Below are 20,714 nucleotides of genomic sequence, written 5' to 3'. Positions count from 1 at the left end.
CAAAAGGCCCCCTCCACGCGAGGGGGCCTTTGCGTTGTTAGCCCACGGCGTCCTTGGCGGCCTTGACCGGACGGGCGCGGACGATCTTCCGGGCCGGCTTGGCCTTGAACATCATCTCTTCGCCCGTGAACGGGTTGGTGCCCTTGCGCGCCTTGGTCGCGGGCTTCTTGATGACCACGAACTTGGCGAAGCCCGGCACCAGGAACAGGCCGTTCTTCTTGAGCTCCTTGTGGCCGACGTCGGTCAGCGTCTCCATGACGCTCTTGACGTCACGCTTGGAAAGCTCGGTGGTGGTCGCGATCTTTTCGATCAGCTGCGATTTCGACATTTGGGTGGCCATCGTGTCTCCTCTGATTCGTTGACGGCTGCATATTAGACCAACCGGTGAAGGCCTATAGCCTTCTGCACAGTTTTGTCGGGGTTTTACGGGCTTTTTTGGCCCTCTGTGGCAAAAAACCCTGCTTTTTAGCCACTTCCGGAGCGGAAGAAGCCTCAGGCAGCGGATTTCACCTTGTTTCAAAGGCCCGCACGCAGCCTTGCTAAAGCTGATTCGATGCTTTCGACAAGCGACGACCGGCCTCTTTGTCGGAGTCCGGTCGCGATTCACCCTGGAAAATAAGCCTAGATCGTCGCGATGCGGCGATCGCGGGTACTTTCTCTCCCCTAATTTTACGGGGCGCGACGAGCTTTCGCTCGCGCTAGATACGTTCGATGACGACGGCCGGGGCCATGCCACCGGCCGCGCACATGGTGACGAGACCGCGCTTCAAGTCGCGCCGTTCGAGCTCGTCGAGCACGGTGCCGATCAGGATCGAGCCGGTGGCGCCGATGGGGTGGCCGAGTGCGATCGAGCCGCCGTTGACGTTGACCTTGGCGCGATCGAGCTTGAGGTCGCGGATGTATTTTTCCGCGACCACGGCAAAAGCCTCGTTGATCTCGAACAGGTCAATGTCGTCGATGGTCAGCCCCGCCTTCGCCAGCACCTTGCGCGTCGCCGGCACCGGCGCGTTCAGCATCAGCGTCGGCGAGTCCCCCATGTTGGCCATCGCAACCACGCGGGCGCGCGGCTTCAGGCCGTGCGCCCTGGCGTAAGCGGGCGACGCCAGAAGGATCGCGGCGGCGCCGTCGACGACGCCGGACGAATTGCCGGCGTGGTGCATGAAATCGATCTCGATATCGGGGTACTTCTGCAGGATCAGGCCGCGATAGGTCGTGCCCTTGTCGTCGAGCACATGGTCGGCGACCGCGGGGAACGCGGGCTTCAATGCGCTCAGCCCTTCCATCGTGGTCTGCGGCCGCGGATATTCTTCATGGTCGAGCGCGAGGCTGCCGTCCTCGCGATGCACCGGCACGAGGCTCTTCTTGAAGTGACCGTTCGCGATCGCATGCGCGGCACGCTTCTGGCTTTCGAGGCCGAGCGCGTCGACGTCCCTTCGCGTGATGCCTTCCAGCGTCGCGATCGCATCGGCGCAGACGCCCTGATGCGACTGCGGATGCCGCGCACGCAGGCGCAGATTGCCGTTGTCCATCATCATCGGACCGCCGCCGCGACGTCCTTCCATCGACATCATCTCGCAGCCGCCGGCGACGACGAGGTCTTCCGCGCCCGCCATGATCGAGGCTGCCGCCATGTTGACGCTGGTGATGCCGGAGCCGCAGAAGCGGTCGAGCGTCACGGCACTGGCGCGCACGTCGTAGCCGGTGTCCAGCGCCGACATACGGCCGAGATCGCCGCCTTGCGTTGCGACCTGCGCGCTGCAACCCCAGACGATGTCGTCGACGTCGGCGGTGTCGATGCCGGTACGCGTCGCGAGCGCGCGCAGCACTGTTGCTCCCAGCTGCTGCGGATGAATGCCCGAGAGTGCCCCCTTGCCAGCCTTGCCGACGCCCCGCGGAGTTCGGCAGGCATCAATGATAAGTGCGTCGGTCATTGGCGTTTCCTCTTTTTGAATGGTTAGAGGCGTTTTGAATCAGGAGGCGAAGGGAGTCAATGCACGCTGGCGGAACCCCTCACCCTGTCTCCTCAGCGCGAGCCAAGCTCGTCGCGCCCCAGCAAGAACGGGGCGCGGGAGAGCAATCACACCCCCGCCGCGTTCTTCGCGATCACGTTGCGATAGAAGCTGGCGCTGAGTTTCGGCGTGCGCACCTGCGTGTCGAAATTGACGTGGTAGAGCCCAAAGCGCTTGTTGAGCCCGAACACCCATTCAAAATTGTCCATCAAGCTCCAGAGGAAGTAGCCGCGCACCGGCACGCCTTCGGCGGTGGCGCGCTGGAGCTGGGCGAGGTAGTTGCGCAAATACATGATGCGGTCGGTGTCGTAGATCTTGCCGTCAGGCGTCACGACGTCGTCGCCGGAGGTGCCGTTCTCGCTGATATAGATCGCGTCCGTCTTCCAGATCTTCGCCGCCAGCTTCGGCACCCAGTAGATCGTCTCGGGACCGATGCGCAGCCAGTCCGAATTCATGTGCGGGAACGATTTCGGGATCGGCAGCGGCATGAAGCCCGCGCCCTGGTCGGAGGCCACCACGTAGTTCTGCGGCGCGTAGATGTTGAGGCCGAGGAAATCGACCGGCGAGGAGATGATCTTCAGCTCCGCATCGGTGTATTTCGGCGCGTCGCGCCCGGCGAACTTCAGGAAGGCGTCGGTGTACTGGCCCGTCATGATGACGTTGAGGTAGCCGGCGTTCATCTCGCGTAGCGCGATCTCGGCGGCACGGACGTTCTCCGGTGTGTCGATCGCGGGGGCGCAGGCATCGATGTTCTCGGCCGGCCCCACCCTGGTGCCTCGGCGGCAATGGGCGCGTACCGCCTGCACCGCGAGCCCGTGTGCGAGCGCGCTGTTGTGCCTGATCTGGTTGACCTCGGCTTGCGGCAGCGTCACACCGGGGGCGTCGATGCCGATGCCGTAGCCGAAATGGACGAACCGACCGCTCTCGTTCAGTGTAAAGACGTTCTTGACGCGATCGGTCAGGTGCTCGGCGACATAGGCCGCGTAATCACCGAAGATCTTGCAGGTCTCCGTCGAGCGCCAGCCGCCAAACCGGTCCTGGAGCGATTGCGGCAGGTCCCAATGATAAAGCGTCAGCCACGGCTCGATGCCGTTCTTGAGGAGTTCGTCGACCAGGCGGTTGTAGAAGTCGAGTCCCTTCGGGTTGGGCTTGCCGTCGCCGTCCGGAAACAGCCGCGGCCAGGCCACCGAGAAGCGATAAGCCTTGCAGCCGAGCTCCTTGATGAGCGCGATGTCCTCCTTGTAGCGGTGATAGTGCTCGTTGGCGCGGTCGCCGGTGCTGCCGTCTTCGATCTTGCCGGGGATGCGGACGAACTTGTCCCAGATCGAGGCCCCTCGTCCGTCCTCGTTGACCGCGCCCTCGACCTGATAGGACGAGGTCGCCGTGCCCCAGACGAAGCCCGCCGGAAAGCCGTCCCCGCTCCGTGGCGGGGATGCGGGCTTGGCGTCCGCCCCTCCGAGAGGATTGGCGATGCCGGCTGCGGACAATCCCGCCAGCGTGGCGAACTGGCGACGCGAGACCTTGTCCGACATTGATAGTGCTCCGGGGCGATGCTGTTGCGGCGGCACCATGGCGAATCGCGGGTCGTTTGAGAAGCGGGCGAGCCGAAGGCTGAGGATGCAGAATTGCCGAATGCGACAAAGTTGTCCGAAAGGGGCCACGCCGATCGTCGGCCGAGCTACCCCAAAAGTCGAGATATCAGCCCCACCGTCATTCGAATTCCAGCCCAATCCGGCGAGGAAGTTATCAGTTCCCCTCGACAGGGGCCCGTAGGCTCACAGAATGCCATAAACCCCACGGAAATTACGACCAAAGTTCGCAAATATGGGATATGGTGCAACCATCGCCGCTCCGCTCTGGGCGATTGTCTGTCTGCACCGGTCAACCAAGAGAACGACTGACTTATGACGCGGTTCGACCGCATCATACTGTGGTAACCTCTTCCGCTGGACCAAGTGCCTGTCCTGCCAGGGATACAACGACTGACCCCGCGTCAGAGTCACTGTGAATTCGAGGTAGATCTATGTCGTATGCCTACAAGCTGAATGAAGACGTTCGCCACCAGCCCCAAGGCCCACAAGGACGTGCCGCAACCGAGCCACCGATGATTTATACCATCGTCCAGCATATGCCCATCGAGGCCGATGGACGTCTCCGATACCGCATCAAGTGCAAGTCGGAGAAAATCGAGCGAGTCGTCACGGAAGATCAGCTTTCGTATTCGCAGTGAACTGCTCGATGACGGCGGCTTCCTCGCTCAGCGCGAGCGCTTCGGCAACTTTGGCAGCTTGTCGGGATTGAACGGCGGTATCTGCCGGGTTCGTTCTGGCGCGGGCGTCTGCTGTTCCGTCAGGATCAGCGTACCCTGGAGGATCATTCCCGGCACTTGCGCTGCCGTCGCCGTGTAGGTCGCGACCTTGCCCGGGCAGTTTCCCTCGATATCCAGCGTGAGCTCATCGTCGACGCCGAACACCGTTGCGCGTCCGTCGGTATGGCGCTTCGTCGACACGGTGGCGGTGAAGCGATCTCCGTCGACCTCGCAAGAGCCGTGATAGGTCATCAGGCTGTCGCAGCCCCAGATCTGTCCGTCTGCGACATGGACGATCCCGGTCCCCTGATCGAGCGGCGTCTTGTACCACGCCGCATAGGTGCCGTCCTTCAACATGGGAGCAGTCTCCCGGTATTCCCTCGCGCATCATCGACACGATCAGCGCTAACAAAGCGTTAATCGCGCGGCCCGTGCCAATCCGGACTATTCCTGCGCAGCTCGGCTTCGAGGTCTTCAATGATGCTGTGAAGCAGACAGGCGGCAAGCGGATCGGTCACTTCGCGCTCCAAATGCCGGTAACGCGCGATCTGGAATTCCTGCTCTCTCAACTGGTGCTCTGTCATCGGACGGGCCCTCCAACGAACCGACGCAGAGACAGCCGAACAGTTTCGTTACAATTTTAGGATCATTCGCTATGGTTTCCGATCGGTAAAAACAACGCGACGCCAAGCTTCGCCGGCGCAAGGGATCATCGGAGATTTCGAAAGGTCGATACGCCGACATGCGCCGCTGTTACGGCACGTCACCACTTCTCCGATTCTCGCCGATGCTGTGCGGCTTGTTGAGGAAGAACTCCCGGTTACCGAGAGCCGCTTCCGCATACTGGTCGATCGCAACCTGGATGGCCTCGATGTGCATGCGGCACCAGCCCTCGAGGCAGGACAGGCGCCGCGCATGATGGAGAGCCTTCAGAAATTCCGGGGGCTCCTGCATGTCGGAAAAGTAGGTCGGCCTCTCCCCCTTCATGCCCGTGCCATCTCTCGCGGCGGCACCAGCCGGCGCTTCTCAACACCGACGCGCGATGGCATCGGCCGACGGCGGGGAACGAAGAGGCTGGCGACGACGATCGGGTCGGTGTCTCCGAGTGCGGCCCGCTCCTGAACGAGCCCGCTCATCACCGTGCGCATCTTCATGACTTCGCCTGCGACGAAGCTGCAGTCCTCGTCCCTGTTGATCTGCTCATGCATGATCGCCTCGGCCTCACGCATGCTGACGCGTAACGCCCTGATGATCCTGCGGATTTCGTTGATGCGGTTGTCCATGGCTCGCTCCCTTGGCTGGACGAACAGCATAAGAACAAAACATGAACAATGAGTCAATCGGCTTGAGGTAGAACAGAGCCGGCGTGACACGCCGTTCCGGGCGGCGCCACCCCGGGCTTACCGAGCCAGATCAGAACGTCACCCGCATCCCCGCATAGAAGGCACGCGGCCTTGCCGGGCTGAGCGAGCGCGGGTCGCTGAACTCGGCGGCGCCATTGGTGAAGTTGGGCACGGCTTTGGTGTCGAAGAACTGTCCGTAGGTCGCATAGCGCTTGTCGAAGATATTGTCGATCTTGCCGTAGAGCTGGACGTTCTTGGTCACCTGGTAGGACGTGTGCAGGTTGAACACGGTATAGGACGGCAGCTTCGCATATTGGTTGGACTCGTCCCCAACCAGATATTGGCTGGAGACGAACAGCGCGTTGCCGCCGACTTTCCACACGTCGGTGACGGCATAGTCGACGCCGACCTTGACGCGATGGCGCGGGATCGCGGGGAGCTGGTTGCCGGGCAGCACCTGAATGGTTTCGGTGACAGTATCCCTGAACGGGCTTTCGGAACCGAGTGCGAAAGCGTCGAGATAGCGTGCGTCGACAAACGCGTAGCTCGCCTGAAACTGAAGCGTGGGCGACTTGATATTGACCTCGGCTTCGAGCCCCTGACGCCTGGTACGGCCGACGTTGGAGAAATAGCCGAAGCCGGTGCGGCCGACTGCGGGAACGGCGACGATGTCGTCGATATTGGTGGCGCGGAAGCCGCCGATTTTCCAACCGAGCGTGCCGATGTTCAACTCTCTGCTGCCGCGTAGGCCCGCTTCCACGGTCTTGGACACGACCTGCTTCAATGGCGGATCGGAGACGAGAAACGCAGCAATGAGACAGGGACGGGCAGGATCGGAGCAGCCGAGCTCGAGCGGCGTCGGAACGCGGTTGGCTTCGGAATAGCCGGCATAGGCCGTCAGCTCCGGCGTGATCTTGTAGGTGCCGCCGATCACCGGATTGAAGCGGGTGAAGGTGTGATCGCCATTGAGATCGGTCCCGAGCTGATCCTCCAGCGTGATGCGCGCCACGTTGAAACGGCCGCCGCCGGTGATGGCGAAGGCGTCCGTGATATTGAACGTGTCCATTGCATAGAGGCCGTTATATTGATTGACGGTCCGCAGCGAGACAGGGCCGGCAACGGTATCAGGTACGCCGGTTGGCCCCAGGAACAGGCCGCCGCCGCTGACGACGTAGTTTTCTCCGATCGTGCCGATTTCGGCGGTGGCGTTGTAGCGCGTGACACTGGCGTCATAGGTCGCGCCCATCACGAAGCGATTGTCATGGCCGAACAGCTGGTCGGTGTTGGTGGCCTGCCCCGACACGCCGAAGGTGGTCGAACGTATCGAGCTGCGGTCGATCTCGCCGAGGACGGTCCCGGACGCGAAAGGATTGGCAAGCGGCAGGCCGTTCACGCCGTTTGCCGGTGTGGCGCCGTCGCCGAAGCAAAGAAGGCCGGTGAGCCCCGGATCGGTGCATTCCTGCGCGTCGGTCGGATTGCCGTCGACGAGCTTCTGCTCGTACCTGCGCACATGCGCGGTGCCTTCGAGCGTCCAGGTCGGCGTCGCATCGACCTTGCCTGTCAAGTTGAGATAGCCGACACGATTGGAAGTGGTCTGCGGGGTCGTGTAGGTCGCGCCCCAATATTTGTCGAGCAGCTCGGCGGGAACGGTGGCGTTGGCGCCGAAATCGTTCTTGGCGACGCCCATATTGGCGTGGAATTCGCTGTCGCCGGCCCTGTAGCCGACGTCGCCGTAGAAGCGCCGCACGTCGGATTGGGAGAAATTGCGGAAGCCGTTGTCGTGCAGGCCTTCGAGCGCGGCATAGACGCCGTAGTTCTTGTCAACCGTCTTGCCCCATTGCGCCGAGCCCTGGATGCGGCCGAACGAGCCGCCCATGAGATCAAGCTCCGCGCCCTGATAGGTGAAACCGTCCTTCATTTGCAAATTGATCGCGCCGCCTAGCGCGTTGAGGCCGAAGGCGGGATTGTTGGTCACGAGCGTCACCGACCGGATCGCCGCGGTCGGGATCAGGTCCCAGTTGACGGCATCGGAGAAGGCTTCGTTGATGCGAACGCCGTTCTGATACACCGCGAGGCCTTGCGGCGTGCCCGTCACGGGCGAAGCGACGAAGCCGCGGAATTCGACATTCGGCTGGAACGGATTGCCAGTGACCTCGGTGATGTTAACGCCGGCGATGTTGTCGCGAAGCGCGTCGGTGATGTTCAAGGAGCCGGTGCGCTTGATCTGGCTGGCGTCGACGGCGTTGATCGCCGACGGAACCTTGTCGACGTCAAGACCTCTGCCGGCACCCGGCGCGGTCGGGTAGACGTAAAGGCGCGTCTTGGGGCTGGCGGATGACGGTGCCCCGATGTGCGCGACCGGTCGCGATGACGCGGTGCGTCGCGCCGTTGACCGCGGCGGCGCCGTTACCTCGACAGGCGGCAAGTTCTGGACGTTAGTTTCTTCATCCTGCGCGGCCCCCGCGGGGATCGCGAAGACGGAGAGCAGCGCGGTCGAAACCGAGGCCATCAACAAACGACGCTTGAACCAAATAGCTTTGAACCAAAGAGCCTTGCCCATCCGAGCCTTCCCATCCGTGACCACCGGCTGTTTTGATTTTCGCCGGTTGGTCGAGACGAGTGTAATCGGCAGGAACGCGTGCGCCAGCCACAAAAGGTCGGGCCGTATCCGCACCAATTTTCCCGACAAAATCGGGAATTTTTCCCGACGCGATCAGGCCGCCGCCGTCGGAACCAGTGCCTCGACGGTCAGACCGCCGTCACCCGAGACGACGTTGAGCGTGCCGCCCAGCGCCAGAATCCGCTCGCGCATGCCGACGAGCCCGAAGCCGAGCTTCTGGCCCGGCTCCATGCCGCGGCCGTTGTCGCTGATCCGCACCCGGGCACCGCTGCGGCCATCGCTTGCCGCCTGCGCCACCGGCTCGATGACGACATTGACCGAGGTCGCCCCGGCGTGGCGGAACACGTTGGTGAGCGCCTCCTGCACGATGCGGTAGATGGTGAGGTCGGCAGTCTCCCCGGTGACGCCAAGCGCCGGCGAGATCACGGTCTCGATGGCGACATCGGGATGCGACTCCCGCCACAGCCGCGACAGCGATTCCAGCGCCCGGCGCAGGCCGAGCTCGGCCAGGCCGACGGGCCGGAGGCGCTCCAGCACGCGGCGATTGAACTGTTGAAGCGCGTTGATCTGCTCCAGCATGGCGCTGCCGTGTTTTCGCACGGCCTCGGCACTCGGGGCGCGTCCATCCGCCTGCTTCGCCAGCGCGCTGACATGCGCGCGTAGCGAGAACAGATATGGCCCGAACTCGTCATGGAGCTCGCGCGCGATCTCCTTGCGCTCGAGGTCCTGGAGCGACACCGTGCGCTCGGCGAGGCGCCGCTTGTCCTCGATGGCGTCACCGAGCGTCGCCGCAAGATGGTTGAGCTTGGTGCAGATCGCGGCGAGCTCCGGCGCGCCGCCCGGCGCGACGCGCGCCTGATAGCGCCCGTCTTCGAGCTCGGCCATCACATCCGCCAGCGACTGGAGCGGCGCCAGTGCCCGGCCGATCACATTCATCATCACCAAGAACAGCGCCAGCGCGATCACCGAGCCGACCTCGAGCTGGGTCACGATGGCGTCCCAGATCTCGGCGATCTCGTCATCGGGATGGGAGGTGATCAGCAGCGAACCCGGCTTGCCATGGATCGAGACGGGTACGCTCACCGCGGTCTGCTCGGGATGAACCAAGCTGACGAACCAGGCCGGCGGCGCGCGGGTGTCGTCATCGACGTCGGTCCGCGGCTGCGTCAGCGGACTGCCGGCTTCGTCCCGAAGCGCGATGCTGACATGGCGCAGGCGACTGAGGTCGCGCGCAATCTGGTTGAGCCTGGCATCAGGATCGGGCGCCTCGTTGAGATCCGCAACGATCATCTCGATGAATTCGCGCGCGAGCCGGATCACGCTCTGGTCCTCGGCCTGCACGCGCGGCCCGGCTTCTGCGACCTGGCGGCCGATATTGACGGCGAGTCCCAGCGCCAGCAGCAGCGCCAGCAGCAGGTTGATGCGCCCGCGCAAGGATAGATTTTGCCACATTGGTATCGCCCGTGCCCCCGCGAAGGATTGGCCTGCGCCTGTCCGATAACGTTGACAGAGGCGAAGCGCCCGATATCTAATCGAAAGCGTACAGCAATCCCGGCCGCGCGCGAAACAGGCCAAGACGCTGTCGCGAGGAACGCCTATGCGCATTTTGATCGTCGACGATCATCCCATCGTCGCCTCCGGCTGCCGTGCCGTGCTGGCCGACGAGGGCGAGATCGAGATTTTGGAGGCCGCCGACGCCGAAGACGGCGAGTGCGTCTTCATCGTCGAGCGCCCCGACCTCTCGATCATCGACATCAACCTGCCGACCGTGTCCGGCTTTGAGCTCGCGCGCCGCATCCTCGAGCGCGCGCCCGAGGCCCGAATCATCATGTTCAGCATGAACGACGACCCTGCTTTTGCCGCGCGTGCGATCGAGTGCGGCGCCAAGGGCTATGTCTCCAAGACCGGTGACCCCGACGATCTCGTCGAGGCGATTCGCACCGTTGGCGGCGGCGGCACCTATCTGCCGAGCGCGATCGCGCGCAGCATCGCCTTTGCGGGACCCGCGCTGGCGCAAAGTCCGCTGTCGAAACTGAATGCGCGCGAGATGGAGATATTGCGGCTGCTCAGCGCCGGAAAGAGCCTTTCCGAGATCGCCTGGCTGGTGCAGTCGTCCTACAAGACTGTCGCCAACACCTCGTCCATCATGCGCCAGAAGCTCGGGGTGAAAACCTCTGTCGAGCTGGTGCGGCTGGCGATCGACAGTGGCGTAGCCTGACGGCCGCCACGAATTCGGTCACACAAGCGTTGCAATCCTGATGTGGTTTGATGCCACGGAGCATAATGGCATGACGATACAGACTGTCTCGACTAATACATCCTATGGCGGCGTGCAGGGCGTGTATCGCCATGCCAGCGAGGCAACCGGAACCGACATGGTGTTCTCGGTCTATGTTCCTCCGCACGCGCAGGGCGCCAAGCTGCCCGTGGTCTGGTATCTCTCCGGCCTCACTTGCACGCATGCCAACGTCACCGAGAAAGGCGAATTCCGCAAAGCCTGCGCCGAGCTCGGCCTGATCTTCGTCGCGCCCGACACTTCCCCGCGGGGCCCCGACGTGCCGGGCGATGCCAATAATGCCTATGATTTCGGTCTTGGCGCCGGCTTCTATGTCGACGCGACGGAAGCGCCGTTTTCGCGCAATTATCGCATGTGGAGCTACGTCACCGACGAACTGCCGAAACTCGTGGCGGAGAATTTTCCGGTCGATGCCAAGCGGCAATCGGTGATGGGCCATTCGATGGGCGGCCATGGCGCATTGACGGTCGCGCTGCGCAACCCGCACCGTTTTCGCGCGGCCAGCGCCTTTGCGCCGATCGTGGCGCCATCGCTCGTGCCCTGGGGCATCAAGGCGCTGACGGGCTATCTCGGGCCGAACAAGGATATGTGGCGCAGCCACGACACGGTGGCGCTGATCGAGGACGGCGCGAAGTTTTCAGGCTTCCTCGTCGACGTCGGCGAGGCCGATAATTTCCTGAAGGAGCAGCTTCGTCCTGAATTGCTGCAGGCGGCCTGTGCCAAGGCCAACATCCCGCTGACGCTGCGGCGGCAGGCGGGCTATGACCACAGCTATTATTTCATCTCGACCTTCATGGGCGATCACCTGCACTGGCATGCGGAGCGATTGAAGGAGTAAATATCCCCCTCACGGCTTGCCGTAATTCGGTGCCAGCAACCGGTTGCGGATCAGATAGCTCATCGTGCGCGTCCAGGATTCATCCGTGTTGCCGCGCATGTCGGCGCTGGCGGCCGTGATCATGTTGCCGGTCTTCACGTCGCGCAGATAGATGTTCAGATTGATGATCAGGTTCGAGACCTTCTGCACCATGCCGGTGATTTCCAAATCGGCACCCAACTGCCCGGCAAGCTTGAGGTCGCAGCCGCCGCAGGCCTGCAGATTGGCGTGACGGGCCGCGTCCCGGACCGGCGCGATATCGATCAGCTGGAACCTGCCTGACTCAACCAGTGCCTTGCGCAACTGCTCGCTGATGAGGTCGAGCCGCGCCTCCTCCGGCTTGGAGCCATAGAACTCGCCGGGCAGGCTGGTGTCGATCAGTTCAAAGTCGAACACCGCGAGTTTCGGCGGATCGGCGAGCGCGGCCGAACCCGTCAACAACAAAGCTGCGAAACATATCAGCGCTCGCATGATCGTGATTCCCGGCGTGGCAGCGTGAGGACGAAATGCGGGGTTGCATGGCCTGACAAATCGGTCATGCTTTAGCAGAGACAATTCTCCATCGGCGGTCAAGCCGGGGAGAACATCTGGAGGAAACATGATCCGATGGTTGGTCGGCCTGATCGGCCTGGGTGTTGCTGCAACGAGTGCGCTCGCGGCCGACCCTGTCATGATCGGCGTCGGCTATCTCGGAATCGCCGGCAGCAGATCGACGCTGTCGCTGGTCGAGCAGCCCGCGGAGAATGACGGCGTCGCCGGCGCGCGCCTCGCCATCGAGGACAACAACACCACCGGCAAATTCCTCAACCAGCGTTTTGCGCTGGAGGAGCGGCGGATCAAGGAGGGCGAGGATGCCGTGCAGGCCGCGACCGACCTCGCCGCACGCAACGGCTTCATCATCGCCGATCTGCCGGCCGACGCGCTGCTGAAAGTCGCCGACGCCTTGCGCGAGCGCGGCACGTTGCTGTTCAACGCCGGCGCGATCGACGAGCGGCTGCGCGAGGCCGATTGCCGCGCCAATGTCATCCATACCGCGCCGACCCGCGCAATGCTGGCCGATGCGCTCGGCCAATATCTGGTGTGGAAGCAGTGGAAGCGCTGGCTGCTCGTGGTCGGCTCGCATGACGAGGACAAGTTGTTCGCCGATGCGCTCCGGCGCACCGCGACGCGGTTCGGCGCCAAGATCGTGCAGGAGCGCAGCTTCGAAGACAAAGGCGGCGCGCGCCGCACGGACTCGGGCGTGACGCTGATCCAGCGCCAGATGCCGGTGTTCACGCAACAGGCTCCGGCCTATGACGTGCTGGTCGCCGCCGACGAGAGCGAAGTATTCGGCGCCTATTTGCCCTATCGCACCTGGGATCCTCGCCCCGTCGCCGGCTCGGCCGGCCTCGTGCCGCGCAGCTGGGACGCATCGCAGGACCAGTGGGGCGCGATCCAGATGCAGAACCGCTTCGTCAAGCTCAACGCGCGGCGGATGACCGCGCTCGACATGCAGGCGTGGACGGCCGTGCGCATGATCGGAGAGGCCACCTCGCGCACCAATTCCGGCGATATCAAGAAGGTCACCGATTTTATCAAGGGCCCGGAGTTCTCGGTCGCCGCCTTCAAGGGCACCAAGCTGACCTTGCGCGATTGGAACCTGCAGCTGCGCCAGCCGATCCTGCTGGTCGATGGCCGCATGGTGGTGTCGGTGTCGCCGCAAGAAGGTTTCCTGCATCAAGTCTCCGAGCTCGACACGCTCGGCTATGACCGCCCGGAGAGCAAATGCAAGCTGAAATGAGAAAGCAGATGTTGCGCACGTGGCGTGTTGGGTTGCTGTTCGGACTGGCGCTGGCGGCAGCGCCGGCGCATGCGTTCATCGCTTATGTCTCGAACGAGAAGAGCAACACGGTGTCGGTGATCGACACCGACAGCTGGACGGTGACCAAGACCATCAAGGTCGGCCAGCGCCCGCGCGGCATCGACTTCACGCGCGACGGCAAGTTCGTGATGGTCGCGGTCGGCGACGACGACACCATCCAGATGATCGACGCCAAGACGCAAACCGTGGTGGACAGCCTGCCCTCCGGGCCCGACCCGGAATTGTTCGCCCAGGATGCCGCTGGCAAGGTCCTCTATGTCGCGAACGAGAACGACAACACGGTGACCGTGATCGACCTCGAGAAGCGCGCCCGCCTTGGCGACATCCAGGTCGGCGTCGAGCCCGAGGGCATGACGATCAGCCCGGACGGCAAGACGCTGATCAACACGTCCGAGACCACCAACATGGCGCATTTCATCGACACGTCGTCGCGCCAGATCGTCGCCAACGTGCTGGTCGACGCGCGGCCGCGCTTTGCCGAATTCAAGCACGACGCTTCCGAATTGTGGGTGTCCTCGGAGATCGGCGGCACCGTCTCGATCATCGACCCCGCAAAGCACGAGGTGACCGGGAAGATCAATTTCGAGATTCCGGGGTTGAGGAAAGAGGCGATCCAGCCCGTCGGCATCGGCATGACCCGGGACGACAAGACCGCCTTCATCGCGCTCGGGCCAGCCAACCGCATCGCCGTGGTCGATACCGCCTCGCGCAAGGTGACCAAATATCTGCTGGTGGGACAACGGGTCTGGCACATGGCCTTCACGCCGGACGAAAAATTTCTGCTCACCACCAATGGCGTCTCGAACGACGTCTCCGTCATCGACGTCGCCGCGCAAAAGGTGATCAAGACCATTCAGGTGGGCGAACTGCCCTGGGGTATCACGATCGCGCCATGACCAGCCCTGCTCCCATCGCCGAACAACGCGAAACACCAAGGCCCGATCCGGCGGGTGTGCCCGCGCTATCGATCGACAGCGTCAGCCACGCCTATGGCCCGCGCCGCGCGCTGATGGACGTGTCCTTCGACGTGCAGCCCGCGAGCTTCACGGCCCTGCTTGGCCTCAACGGGGCGGGCAAGAGCACGCTGTTCTCGCTGATCACGCGCCTGTTCGGCATCCAGTCCGGCCGCGTCGGCATTTTCGGCCATGATGTCAGCAAGAGTCCCGGAGAAGCGCTGCGGTTGCTCGGCGTCGTGTTCCAGCCGCGCACGCTCGATCTCGATCTGTCGCTGACGCAGAACCTGCTCTATCACGCCGCACTCCACGGCATCAGCCGCCGCGAGGCCCGCGCGCGAGCCGCCGAGCTGCTCGGTCGCATCGGGCTTACCGAGCGCGCCGGCAGCAAGGTGCGCGATCTCTCGGGCGGGCAGATGCGGCGGCTGGAGATCGCCCGTGCGCTGCTGCATCGGCCACGCCTGCTCTTGCTGGACGAGCCCACCGTCGGCCTCGACGTCAAAGCGCGCGCCGACATCATCAGCCATGTGCGCCAGCTCGTGAGCGAGCAAGGCATCGGCGTGCTCTGGGCCACGCATCTGTTCGACGAGATCATGGCCGGTGACGATCTCGTGGTGCTGCACCAGGGCAAGGTGCTGGCGCGGGGACCGATGAGCCGCGTCGTCGCGGAAGCCGGCGCGCAGGACGTCAACTCCGCCTTCATGCGCCTGACCGGCGCGCAGACCGTGCCGGGCGGTGGCGCATGAGCAGCATCAGCATGCGCGAGGCGCCACGCGGCTTCTCGGCCGCCGAATACATGACCTGCCTCACGGGCATCGTCTGGCGCGAAGGACTGCGCTTCCTGCACCAGCGCGAGCGGTTCGTCTCGGCGCTGGTGCGGCCGCTGGTGTGGCTGTTCATCTTCGCCGCCGGTTTCCGCCAGGTGCTCGGCATCTCCATCATCCCGCCCTACGAGACCTACATCCTCTACGAGGTCTTCATCGCGCCCGGGCTGATGGCCATGATCCAGCTGTTCAACGGCATGCAATCCTCGCTCTCGATGGTCTATGACCGCGAGATGGGCAACATGCGCACGCTGCTGGTAAGCCCACTGCCGCGCGGCTACCTGTTGTTCTGCAAGCTGCTCGCGGGCACCGCGGTGTCGCTGCTCCAGGTCTATGCGTTCCTGCTGATCGCCTGGTTCTGGGACATCACCCCTCCTCTGTCAGGCTATCTCACGGTATTGCCGGCACTGATCCTGTCCGGACTGATGCTGGGTTCGCTCGGCATGCTGATCTCCTCTGGCATCAAGCAGCTGGAGAACTTTGCCGGCGTGATGAACTTTGTCATTTTCCCGATGTTCTTCGCTTCATCGGCGCTCTACCCGCTCTGGCGGGTGCAGGAGGGCAGCCCATATCTCTACTATGTCTGCGAGGCCAATCCGTTCACCCATGCGGTCGAGCTGATCCGCTTCGCGCTGTACGGACAGATCAACTGGATCTCGCTGGCGGTGGTCGCGACCTGCACAATCGTCTTCATGATCGGCGCGATTCTGGCCTATGATCCCTCGCGCGGGCTGGCGCGACGGGGCCCTGCGGGAGGCGAAGGATGACGGTTCGGGTTCTGGCCATGGCCGCTCTGATGCTCGCAGCCGCGGGCACGGCGGCACGCGCGGCCGATCCGCGCTATCCGGATTGGCCCTGCACGCAGGGAAAAGTGCCGGAAATTTCGCTCGCGGCCGTTTGGGCTGGCCCCTCGCTCGACGACGTGCAGAACAAGTGGAAGGACGACGCCAAGGTCAGCGCGCTGGTCGCCAAACTGTCGGCACGCAAGACACCGCTGGAAGAGGCCGAGAAGTTGGTGAAGGAGTTTTTGGCGGGCTCCGCGGCCGACAAGACCGCGAATGCGAAACTGCTGTTCGCAGGTCTGTTCGACACGCTCAACGCTCAGCGCTCGCAGGTCATGAGCGGGTTGGAACGCGTCAGCCGCAAGCAGCGCGAAGCCGCCGACAAGATCCGCGAGGAGAGTGTCCAGCTCCAGGCGCTCCAGGGCGCCACGCCGCGCGACGAGGCTAAGGTCGAGGCGCTCAGCAACGAGCTGATCTGGAAGACCCGCATTTTCGAGGACCGCCACAAGGTCGTGCGGTTCGTTTGCGAGGTTCCCACCACCATCGACCAGCGGCTGTTTGCGCTCGGACGCGTGATCCAGCAGGAAATGGAATAGCGTCAGCCTCATTGACCGCTTGCGGCAGGTTCCCGCGCCTCCATTGCGATCATTAACCTGTGCTATATGCCGGAACCAAATCGGTCTAGGATGTCTTGTCGACGGGTAATCCAAGGCATCGGGAGGCCTCGATGGGAACCACAAAATTCATCCTCGCAGGCGCTGCGGCCATCAGCATGCTCGCAGGCAGCGCATTCGCTGACGATCTGACCGGCATGGTCACTCGGATTGATCGGCTCAACAGCACGATCTCGATCCAGCAGACGCAGAAGGGCACAGTCGGCGGCAGCGCAGGCGGGGCCGGCGCGCTGCAGGAGTACAAGGCCAAGGACGCCGCGATGCTCGATGCCGTCCACGCCGGCGACCGGGTGAGCTACTCTGCGACCGACAATAACGGCACGGGCACGCTGACCAAGCTGCAGAAGCAGTAGGCCGGGATCTTTGCGGCCATCCTTCGAGACGCCCGCCTACGGCGGGCTCCTCAGGATGAGGTCTGGTTTCGTGGCGAGATGTCAGACCCTCATGGTGAGGAGACCGCGAAGCGGTCGTCTCGAACCACGAGGCCATCGACGACACAGCTCGGCTCAATTCTTCACTGCTCCGGCCGCGGCTCGGGCTGCGCCTCCTCAGTCGGAAGCTTTGCACGCTCCCAGCCGTCGGTGCCATCGGGATACCAGGCGACGCTGGAGTAGCCATACGCGAGCGCGCGCTTGGCGGCGTTCCAGGACATCCAGCAATCCGCCAGGCAATAGATCACAAGCAGCGCGGTCTTGTCGCCGTGTGATGCACGCGCGAGGCCGCGCTGGAAATAGTCGTCCATGGCGGGCGGCAGCGTTCCGTAGCCGGTATCCGGCAGCCAGATGCTGCCCGGAATGTTTTTGCGCGGCGCCTCGCGCCAGACGGTACCCGCTGGAAGGTTCTTCGGCTTCGGCGCGCGCGGCAGCACGTCGATGAAGGCGCCGCTCTTCGCGTGCCAGATCGCCTCGGCTTCTGACGTCGACAGCACGCGCGCGCCGCCGAGCGTCGCCGGCACGGGCGCGCGGTAGTTGTCGGTGCGATAACCCTCGGGCTCGAACGGCTCCTGCTGCTGCGCAACGACCGGCGCCATCAGCACGGCGGCGACCAGCGCAGCGACAACGCGCCGCCTCATGTCATGGTGCCTTCTTGGCCGTCTCCGCGCCGAGCGGCCGATCGCTCTCGTCGAGCAGCGGCACGCCGAAATCGAGCAGGATCTTGTTGATCTCGCCCTGGTTCTCCTGGATCAGCTTGTTGAGCTGCCGCTTCCAGTTCTGGTCGGCGCCACGCACGCCCATGCCGATGCGATAGACCAGCTTTGGCCCGGTGGTTTCCTTCACCAGCGGCGTGACATGAAGCGACCCCGCCTTCTTCGCGTAGAACCCTGCCATCGGTCCCCACAGCACGCCGGCGTCGATCTTGCCCGCCGTGAGATCATCGATCATTGCCTGCGCCGAATTGTCGTAGCGCGTGTCGATCATCAGCGGATAGGGCTTTGCATCACCCATCAGTCCCGCGATGGCCATGTTGGTGGCAGGCGGCGTACCGGCGACGATGCCGACATGCTTGCCCTTCAGCCTGGCATCCTCGAGCGTGTCGACCTCCTCCAGCCCGCCGCCTGGTTTCGCGACCAGCGCATAGCTCGTGCGGTAATAGGGATTGGTGCCTTGCACGAGGTCATCGCCTTGGGGGAAGCCCATGATGACGTCGCAGCGATGCGAGCCGAGCGTCATGCGCACGAAGCCGGTGGCTTGCGGAAAAAAGACATAGTCGAGCTTCTTCTGGAGCTTGTCCGCAAACAGCTCGGCAAGCTTGTTCTCGAACCCCTCGCCCTTCTCGTTCGAGAACGGCAGATTGCGCGGGTCGGAACAGACGCGCAGCACCTTGGGGTCGACCAGCTCGAACGAGAGGTCACCCGTCTCGTTGGTCTGCGCGATGGCGACGTCGCCGAACGCGCAAGACGCAACCAGGATACTCAGTGAAAACAACCAGCGACGATGTCGTCCGGCCTCCGTCATCGCGCTTCCTCCTAGGCTTGTTTGAATGCTAGCCATGCAACGCATGACGCGCCATGTCTTGCCAGAGTTTGTGCTGGCTTTCTTTGTTGCAGTGCAATGCGCGCAACCCTTTGAACTGAGGCGGAAAAGTGTCTCGCATCGCTCTCGTGATCGCAGCCTTGTCCCTGCTGGTGACAGCGACGCTAGCATGCGCCGCAGCGGCCGAATTGCCTGTGAGCGAAGTCGCGCCGGGAATATTCGTACACTCCGGGACCATCGCGCTGATGACCCGCGAGAACGAGGGCGACATCGCCAACGTCGGCTTCATCGTGGGCAAGGATGCGGTGGCCGTGATCGATACCGGCGGTAGCTTTCGCGAGGGCGAGGCGCTATTGGCGGCGGTGCGAGCCCGCACCAGCAAGCCGATCCGCTACGTCATCAATACCCACGGCCATCCCGACCATGTTTTCGGCAATGCGGCCTTCGCCGTCGGAGACACCATTTTCGTCGGTCACAGCAGGCTGCCGCGGGCGCTGGCTGCGCGCGGCCCGTACTATCTCGACAATTTTAGGCGCATCATGGGCGACGAATTGATATCTCCCGTCAATATCGTGCCGCCCACAATGCTTGTCACGGATACAATGACGCTCGATCTCGGCGCGCGCCGCCTGAGCTTGCGGGCCTGGCCGGCCGGGCACAGCGACAATGATTTGACCGTATTCGATGAGACGACGAAGACGCTGTTCGCTGGCGACCTCGTCTTCCTCCGCCATATTCCGGTGATGGACGGCAGCATTCGCGGCTGGCTCGGCACCCTCGGGGAACTCGAGAGCATTCCGGCGCAGCGCGTCGTTCCCGGTCACGGGCCCGTGAGCGAATGGCCTGCGGCGCTGATCGATGAGCGGCGCTATCTGATGGCACTGCTGACGGACGTCCGGGCAGCGAACAAGAAGGGCGAACCGATCCGAACCGCCGCTGACAAGGCCGCCGCCTCGGAACGGCCGCACTGGGAGCTGTTCGACGACTACAACGCTCGCAACGCAACCGCAGCATTTTCGGAAATTGAATGGGAGTAGCGGACGCGCTACGATGTCCGTTACGTTGCTTCGTCCGCAGGACCATGACCATGACGGGATGCACGCGCCGACTGCCTCTGATCGCCCTGCTCCTCGGCATTGCATTCGCCGTGCCGGTGCAGGCTGAAGAAGCTTACGATCCCTGGCCGGGACTGGTGCAGGACATCTTCAGCAACCGTCCGATGAATGACGGCGGCAATGTCATTGGCATCGAGATGCCGTACCGCGCCGAGGACGCGGCCATCGTGCCCGTGACCCTGCGCAGCAAGCTCTCGCCCGGCGATGCCCGCCGCATCCGTTCGATCACGCTGGTGATCGATCGTAACCCCGCGCCGATGGCGGCGAAATTCGAGCTCGGACCGGATGCCAACGTCACTGAAATCTCGACGCGCGTGCGCGTCAACAACTACACCGACGTCCATGCGGTGGCCGAGCTCAGCGACGGACAGCTCTACGTCTCGAAAGTCTATGTGAAGGCCTCCGGCGGCTGCTCGGCACCAGCGGGAAAGAATGCCGAGGAAGCCCAGAACCGGCTCGGCCAGATGCGCTACCGGCAATTCGCGCGCGAAGAGGCGCCCGCGAGCCGCATGCGGGAGGCGCAGATCATGATCGGCCATCCCAACAATTCCGGGCTGCAGATGGACCAGGTCACGCAGCTCTACATTCCCGCCTTCTTCGTCAACCAGCTCAAGCTGACGCAGGACGACAGCCCCGTGCTTTCGATGGAAGGCGGCATCTCGATCTCGGAAGATCCCAATCTGCGCTTCACCTATGTGTCCAACGGCGCGAAGCGTTTTCGCGCGGAAGCCAAGGACACGGATGGTCACGTGTTCCGCAACGAGTGGGATATGGAGAAGCCGGGGACGTAGCGCGCCACCTTCCCTTTCAAAGTCAAACGCATTGCGGATGGCTGTGCCCTCGCCCCTTGTGGGAGAGGGCAGCACCGCTGGTAGACAAAACTTCGCTTGGGTGAGGGGTTTGCCTCCGCGAGCTACTCTCTTGCGATAGTATTCGCGGAGGCATACCCCTCATCCGGCGCTTCGCGCCACCTTCTCCCACAAGGGGCCTGTTGCGCTATTGGCTTTTGAGGCTGAAGACGTCGAGAGAGAAGGTCTGGGTCGCGACAGGCTCCGGCCAAGACTGTGATTGTCGCCCTC

23 protein-coding genes are annotated in these 20,714 nt (G+C 63.4%); 11 read left to right on the top strand and 12 right to left on the bottom strand.

Annotation, left to right across the window (positions count from 1 at the left end; all coding sequences use genetic code 11):
- Positions 1 to 37 precede the first annotated feature (37 nt).
- The 3 genes from ABIB90_RS27750 to ABIB90_RS27740 all read right to left on the bottom strand — a co-directional run bounded on the left by ABIB90_RS27750 (position 38) and on the right by ABIB90_RS27740 (position 3,541).
- A complete protein-coding gene (locus ABIB90_RS27750; protein ID WP_007601427.1) occupies positions 38 to 340 on the bottom strand; it encodes an HU family DNA-binding protein in 303 nt (100 codons plus the stop codon).
- A 358-nt stretch (positions 341 to 698) separates the two neighbouring features.
- A complete protein-coding gene (locus ABIB90_RS27745; RefSeq protein ID WP_354201702.1) occupies positions 699 to 1,931 on the bottom strand; it encodes an acetyl-CoA C-acetyltransferase in 1,233 nt (410 codons plus the stop codon).
- 146 nt (positions 1,932 to 2,077) lie between these two features.
- Positions 2,078 to 3,541 (bottom strand): GH1 family beta-glucosidase, encoded by a 1,464-nt coding sequence (locus ABIB90_RS27740; protein ID WP_354201701.1) that lies wholly within the window; start codon positions 3,539 to 3,541, stop codon positions 2,078 to 2,080.
- Positions 3,542 to 4,032: 491 nt separating this feature from the next.
- Here ABIB90_RS27740 and ABIB90_RS27735 point away from each other — a divergent pair, with 491 nt between their 5' ends.
- On the top strand, positions 4,033 to 4,239 hold the full coding sequence (locus tag ABIB90_RS27735) for a hypothetical protein (protein ID WP_007601421.1): 207 nt from the start codon (positions 4,033 to 4,035) through the stop codon (positions 4,237 to 4,239).
- Positions 4,240 to 4,266: 27 nt separating this feature from the next.
- On the opposite strand, the gene ABIB90_RS27730 is transcribed toward ABIB90_RS27735, so the two are convergent.
- The 6 genes from ABIB90_RS27730 to ABIB90_RS27705 form a co-directional block, all read right to left on the bottom strand.
- Positions 4,267 to 4,674, bottom strand: coding sequence for a hypothetical protein (locus ABIB90_RS27730; RefSeq protein WP_354201700.1), 408 nt, complete (start codon positions 4,672 to 4,674; stop codon positions 4,267 to 4,269).
- A gap of 59 nt (positions 4,675 to 4,733) precedes the next feature.
- A complete protein-coding gene (locus ABIB90_RS27725; RefSeq protein ID WP_007601419.1) occupies positions 4,734 to 4,901 on the bottom strand; it encodes a hypothetical protein in 168 nt (55 codons plus the stop codon).
- 169 nt (positions 4,902 to 5,070) lie between these two features.
- Positions 5,071 to 5,304, bottom strand: a complete 234-nt coding sequence (locus ABIB90_RS27720) for a hypothetical protein (RefSeq protein ID WP_007601418.1) — start codon at positions 5,302 to 5,304, stop codon at positions 5,071 to 5,073.
- Positions 5,301 to 5,600 carry a hypothetical protein gene (locus tag ABIB90_RS27715; protein WP_007601417.1) on the bottom strand — a complete coding sequence of 100 codons (300 nt, stop codon included), beginning with the start codon at positions 5,598 to 5,600 and terminating at the stop codon, positions 5,301 to 5,303. The genes ABIB90_RS27720 and ABIB90_RS27715 overlap by 4 nt, the downstream gene beginning before the upstream one ends.
- Positions 5,601 to 5,730: 130 nt before the next feature.
- Positions 5,731 to 8,220 (bottom strand): TonB-dependent receptor, encoded by a 2,490-nt coding sequence (locus ABIB90_RS27710; RefSeq protein WP_354201699.1) that lies wholly within the window; start codon positions 8,218 to 8,220, stop codon positions 5,731 to 5,733.
- 153 nt (positions 8,221 to 8,373) lie between these two features.
- Entirely contained in the window at positions 8,374 to 9,732 is a 1,359-nt protein-coding gene (locus ABIB90_RS27705) for a histidine kinase (RefSeq protein WP_354201698.1), read from the bottom strand.
- Between the two features lie 145 nt (positions 9,733 to 9,877).
- Here ABIB90_RS27705 and ABIB90_RS27700 point away from each other — a divergent pair, with 145 nt between their 5' ends.
- Positions 9,878 to 10,498: a response regulator gene (locus ABIB90_RS27700; RefSeq protein ID WP_018460280.1), complete on the top strand. Its 621-nt coding sequence runs from the start codon at positions 9,878 to 9,880 to the stop codon at positions 10,496 to 10,498.
- Between the two features lie 70 nt (positions 10,499 to 10,568).
- Positions 10,569 to 11,414 carry an S-formylglutathione hydrolase gene (fghA, locus tag ABIB90_RS27695; RefSeq protein ID WP_354201697.1) on the top strand — a complete coding sequence of 282 codons (846 nt, stop codon included), beginning with the start codon at positions 10,569 to 10,571 and terminating at the stop codon, positions 11,412 to 11,414.
- A 9-nt stretch (positions 11,415 to 11,423) separates the two neighbouring features.
- Here the strand turns inward: fghA and ABIB90_RS27690 are convergent, their stop codons facing one another.
- Positions 11,424 to 11,924, bottom strand: a complete 501-nt coding sequence (locus ABIB90_RS27690; RefSeq protein WP_219678755.1) for a DUF3280 domain-containing protein — start codon at positions 11,922 to 11,924, stop codon at positions 11,424 to 11,426.
- A gap of 127 nt (positions 11,925 to 12,051) precedes the next feature.
- Between ABIB90_RS27690 and ABIB90_RS27685 the strand changes: the two genes are divergently transcribed.
- From ABIB90_RS27685 to ABIB90_RS27660, 6 genes are all read left to right on the top strand, one after another.
- Positions 12,052 to 13,233 carry a lanthanide ABC transporter ABC transporter substrate-binding protein PedA1 gene (locus ABIB90_RS27685; RefSeq protein ID WP_354172343.1) on the top strand — a complete coding sequence of 394 codons (1,182 nt, stop codon included), beginning with the start codon at positions 12,052 to 12,054 and terminating at the stop codon, positions 13,231 to 13,233.
- Between the two features lie 8 nt (positions 13,234 to 13,241).
- Positions 13,242 to 14,210, top strand: coding sequence for a YVTN family beta-propeller repeat protein (locus ABIB90_RS27680; protein ID WP_219678751.1), 969 nt, complete (start codon positions 13,242 to 13,244; stop codon positions 14,208 to 14,210).
- Positions 14,207 to 15,013 carry a lanthanide ABC transporter ATP-binding protein PedB/LutE gene (locus ABIB90_RS27675; protein ID WP_007601404.1) on the top strand — a complete coding sequence of 269 codons (807 nt, stop codon included), beginning with the start codon at positions 14,207 to 14,209 and terminating at the stop codon, positions 15,011 to 15,013. The genes ABIB90_RS27680 and ABIB90_RS27675 overlap by 4 nt, the downstream gene beginning before the upstream one ends.
- Entirely contained in the window at positions 15,010 to 15,858 is an 849-nt protein-coding gene (locus tag ABIB90_RS27670) for a lanthanide ABC transporter permease protein PedC (protein WP_035994388.1), read from the top strand. The genes ABIB90_RS27675 and ABIB90_RS27670 overlap by 4 nt, the downstream gene beginning before the upstream one ends.
- Positions 15,855 to 16,469: a hypothetical protein gene (locus ABIB90_RS27665; RefSeq protein WP_354201696.1), complete on the top strand. Its 615-nt coding sequence runs from the start codon at positions 15,855 to 15,857 to the stop codon at positions 16,467 to 16,469. Before ABIB90_RS27670 ends, ABIB90_RS27665 begins: the two co-directional genes overlap by 4 nt.
- Before the next feature lie 131 nt (positions 16,470 to 16,600).
- On the top strand, positions 16,601 to 16,900 hold the full coding sequence (locus ABIB90_RS27660) for a copper-binding protein (protein ID WP_354201695.1): 300 nt from the start codon (positions 16,601 to 16,603) through the stop codon (positions 16,898 to 16,900).
- Positions 16,901 to 17,061: 161 nt separating this feature from the next.
- On the opposite strand, the gene ABIB90_RS27655 is transcribed toward ABIB90_RS27660, so the two are convergent.
- Both ABIB90_RS27655 and ABIB90_RS27650 read right to left on the bottom strand, forming a co-directional pair.
- Complete coding sequence (locus ABIB90_RS27655) at positions 17,062 to 17,619, bottom strand: PQQ-dependent catabolism-associated CXXCW motif protein (protein WP_007601399.1); 558 nt, start codon at positions 17,617 to 17,619, stop codon at positions 17,062 to 17,064.
- Between the two features lies 1 nt (position 17,620).
- Positions 17,621 to 18,502: a substrate-binding domain-containing protein gene (locus ABIB90_RS27650; protein WP_354201694.1), complete on the bottom strand. Its 882-nt coding sequence runs from the start codon at positions 18,500 to 18,502 to the stop codon at positions 17,621 to 17,623.
- 128 nt (positions 18,503 to 18,630) lie between these two features.
- Between ABIB90_RS27650 and ABIB90_RS27645 the strand changes: the two genes are divergently transcribed.
- Positions 18,631 to 19,557 (top strand): quinoprotein relay system zinc metallohydrolase 2, encoded by a 927-nt coding sequence (locus ABIB90_RS27645; protein ID WP_354201693.1) that lies wholly within the window; start codon positions 18,631 to 18,633, stop codon positions 19,555 to 19,557.
- A 50-nt stretch (positions 19,558 to 19,607) separates the two neighbouring features.
- Positions 19,608 to 20,426 carry a quinoprotein dehydrogenase-associated SoxYZ-like carrier gene (locus tag ABIB90_RS27640; protein WP_354201692.1) on the top strand — a complete coding sequence of 273 codons (819 nt, stop codon included), beginning with the start codon at positions 19,608 to 19,610 and terminating at the stop codon, positions 20,424 to 20,426.
- The last annotated feature ends 288 nt before the right edge of the window (positions 20,427 to 20,714 follow it).

Origin of the sequence: Bradyrhizobium sp. JR4.1 (assembly GCF_040548605.1) — a bacterium.
GTDB classification, from domain to species: Bacteria; Pseudomonadota; Alphaproteobacteria; order Rhizobiales; family Xanthobacteraceae; genus Bradyrhizobium; species Bradyrhizobium canariense.
This window is presented reverse-complemented; position numbering and strand designations above follow the sequence as displayed.

Coding starts and splice junctions, on each gene's coding strand:
- ABIB90_RS27750 (WP_007601427.1), bottom strand. CDS start 340: ATGGCCACCCAAATGTCGAAATCGCAGCTGATCGAAAAGATCGCGACC.
- ABIB90_RS27745 (WP_354201702.1), bottom strand. CDS start 1,931: ATGACCGACGCACTTATCATTGATGCCTGCCGAACTCCGCGGGGCGTC.
- ABIB90_RS27740 (WP_354201701.1), bottom strand. CDS start 3,541: ATGTCGGACAAGGTCTCGCGTCGCCAGTTCGCCACGCTGGCGGGATTG.
- ABIB90_RS27735 (WP_007601421.1), top strand. CDS start 4,033: ATGTCGTATGCCTACAAGCTGAATGAAGACGTTCGCCACCAGCCCCAA.
- ABIB90_RS27730 (WP_354201700.1), bottom strand. CDS start 4,674: ATGTTGAAGGACGGCACCTATGCGGCGTGGTACAAGACGCCGCTCGAT.
- ABIB90_RS27725 (WP_007601419.1), bottom strand. CDS start 4,901: ATGACAGAGCACCAGTTGAGAGAGCAGGAATTCCAGATCGCGCGTTAC.
- ABIB90_RS27720 (WP_007601418.1), bottom strand. CDS start 5,304: ATGAAGGGGGAGAGGCCGACCTACTTTTCCGACATGCAGGAGCCCCCG.
- ABIB90_RS27715 (WP_007601417.1), bottom strand. CDS start 5,600: ATGGACAACCGCATCAACGAAATCCGCAGGATCATCAGGGCGTTACGC.
- ABIB90_RS27710 (WP_354201699.1), bottom strand. CDS start 8,220: ATGGGCAAGGCTCTTTGGTTCAAAGCTATTTGGTTCAAGCGTCGTTTG.
- ABIB90_RS27705 (WP_354201698.1), bottom strand. CDS start 9,732: ATGTGGCAAAATCTATCCTTGCGCGGGCGCATCAACCTGCTGCTGGCG.
- ABIB90_RS27700 (WP_018460280.1), top strand. CDS start 9,878: ATGCGCATTTTGATCGTCGACGATCATCCCATCGTCGCCTCCGGCTGC.
- fghA (WP_354201697.1), top strand. CDS start 10,569: ATGACGATACAGACTGTCTCGACTAATACATCCTATGGCGGCGTGCAG.
- ABIB90_RS27690 (WP_219678755.1), bottom strand. CDS start 11,924: ATGCGAGCGCTGATATGTTTCGCAGCTTTGTTGTTGACGGGTTCGGCC.
- ABIB90_RS27685 (WP_354172343.1), top strand. CDS start 12,052: ATGATCCGATGGTTGGTCGGCCTGATCGGCCTGGGTGTTGCTGCAACG.
- ABIB90_RS27680 (WP_219678751.1), top strand. CDS start 13,242: ATGTTGCGCACGTGGCGTGTTGGGTTGCTGTTCGGACTGGCGCTGGCG.
- ABIB90_RS27675 (WP_007601404.1), top strand. CDS start 14,207: ATGACCAGCCCTGCTCCCATCGCCGAACAACGCGAAACACCAAGGCCC.
- ABIB90_RS27670 (WP_035994388.1), top strand. CDS start 15,010: ATGAGCAGCATCAGCATGCGCGAGGCGCCACGCGGCTTCTCGGCCGCC.
- ABIB90_RS27665 (WP_354201696.1), top strand. CDS start 15,855: ATGACGGTTCGGGTTCTGGCCATGGCCGCTCTGATGCTCGCAGCCGCG.
- ABIB90_RS27660 (WP_354201695.1), top strand. CDS start 16,601: ATGGGAACCACAAAATTCATCCTCGCAGGCGCTGCGGCCATCAGCATG.
- ABIB90_RS27655 (WP_007601399.1), bottom strand. CDS start 17,619: ATGAGGCGGCGCGTTGTCGCTGCGCTGGTCGCCGCCGTGCTGATGGCG.
- ABIB90_RS27650 (WP_354201694.1), bottom strand. CDS start 18,502: ATGACGGAGGCCGGACGACATCGTCGCTGGTTGTTTTCACTGAGTATC.
- ABIB90_RS27640 (WP_354201692.1), top strand. CDS start 19,608: ATGACGGGATGCACGCGCCGACTGCCTCTGATCGCCCTGCTCCTCGGC.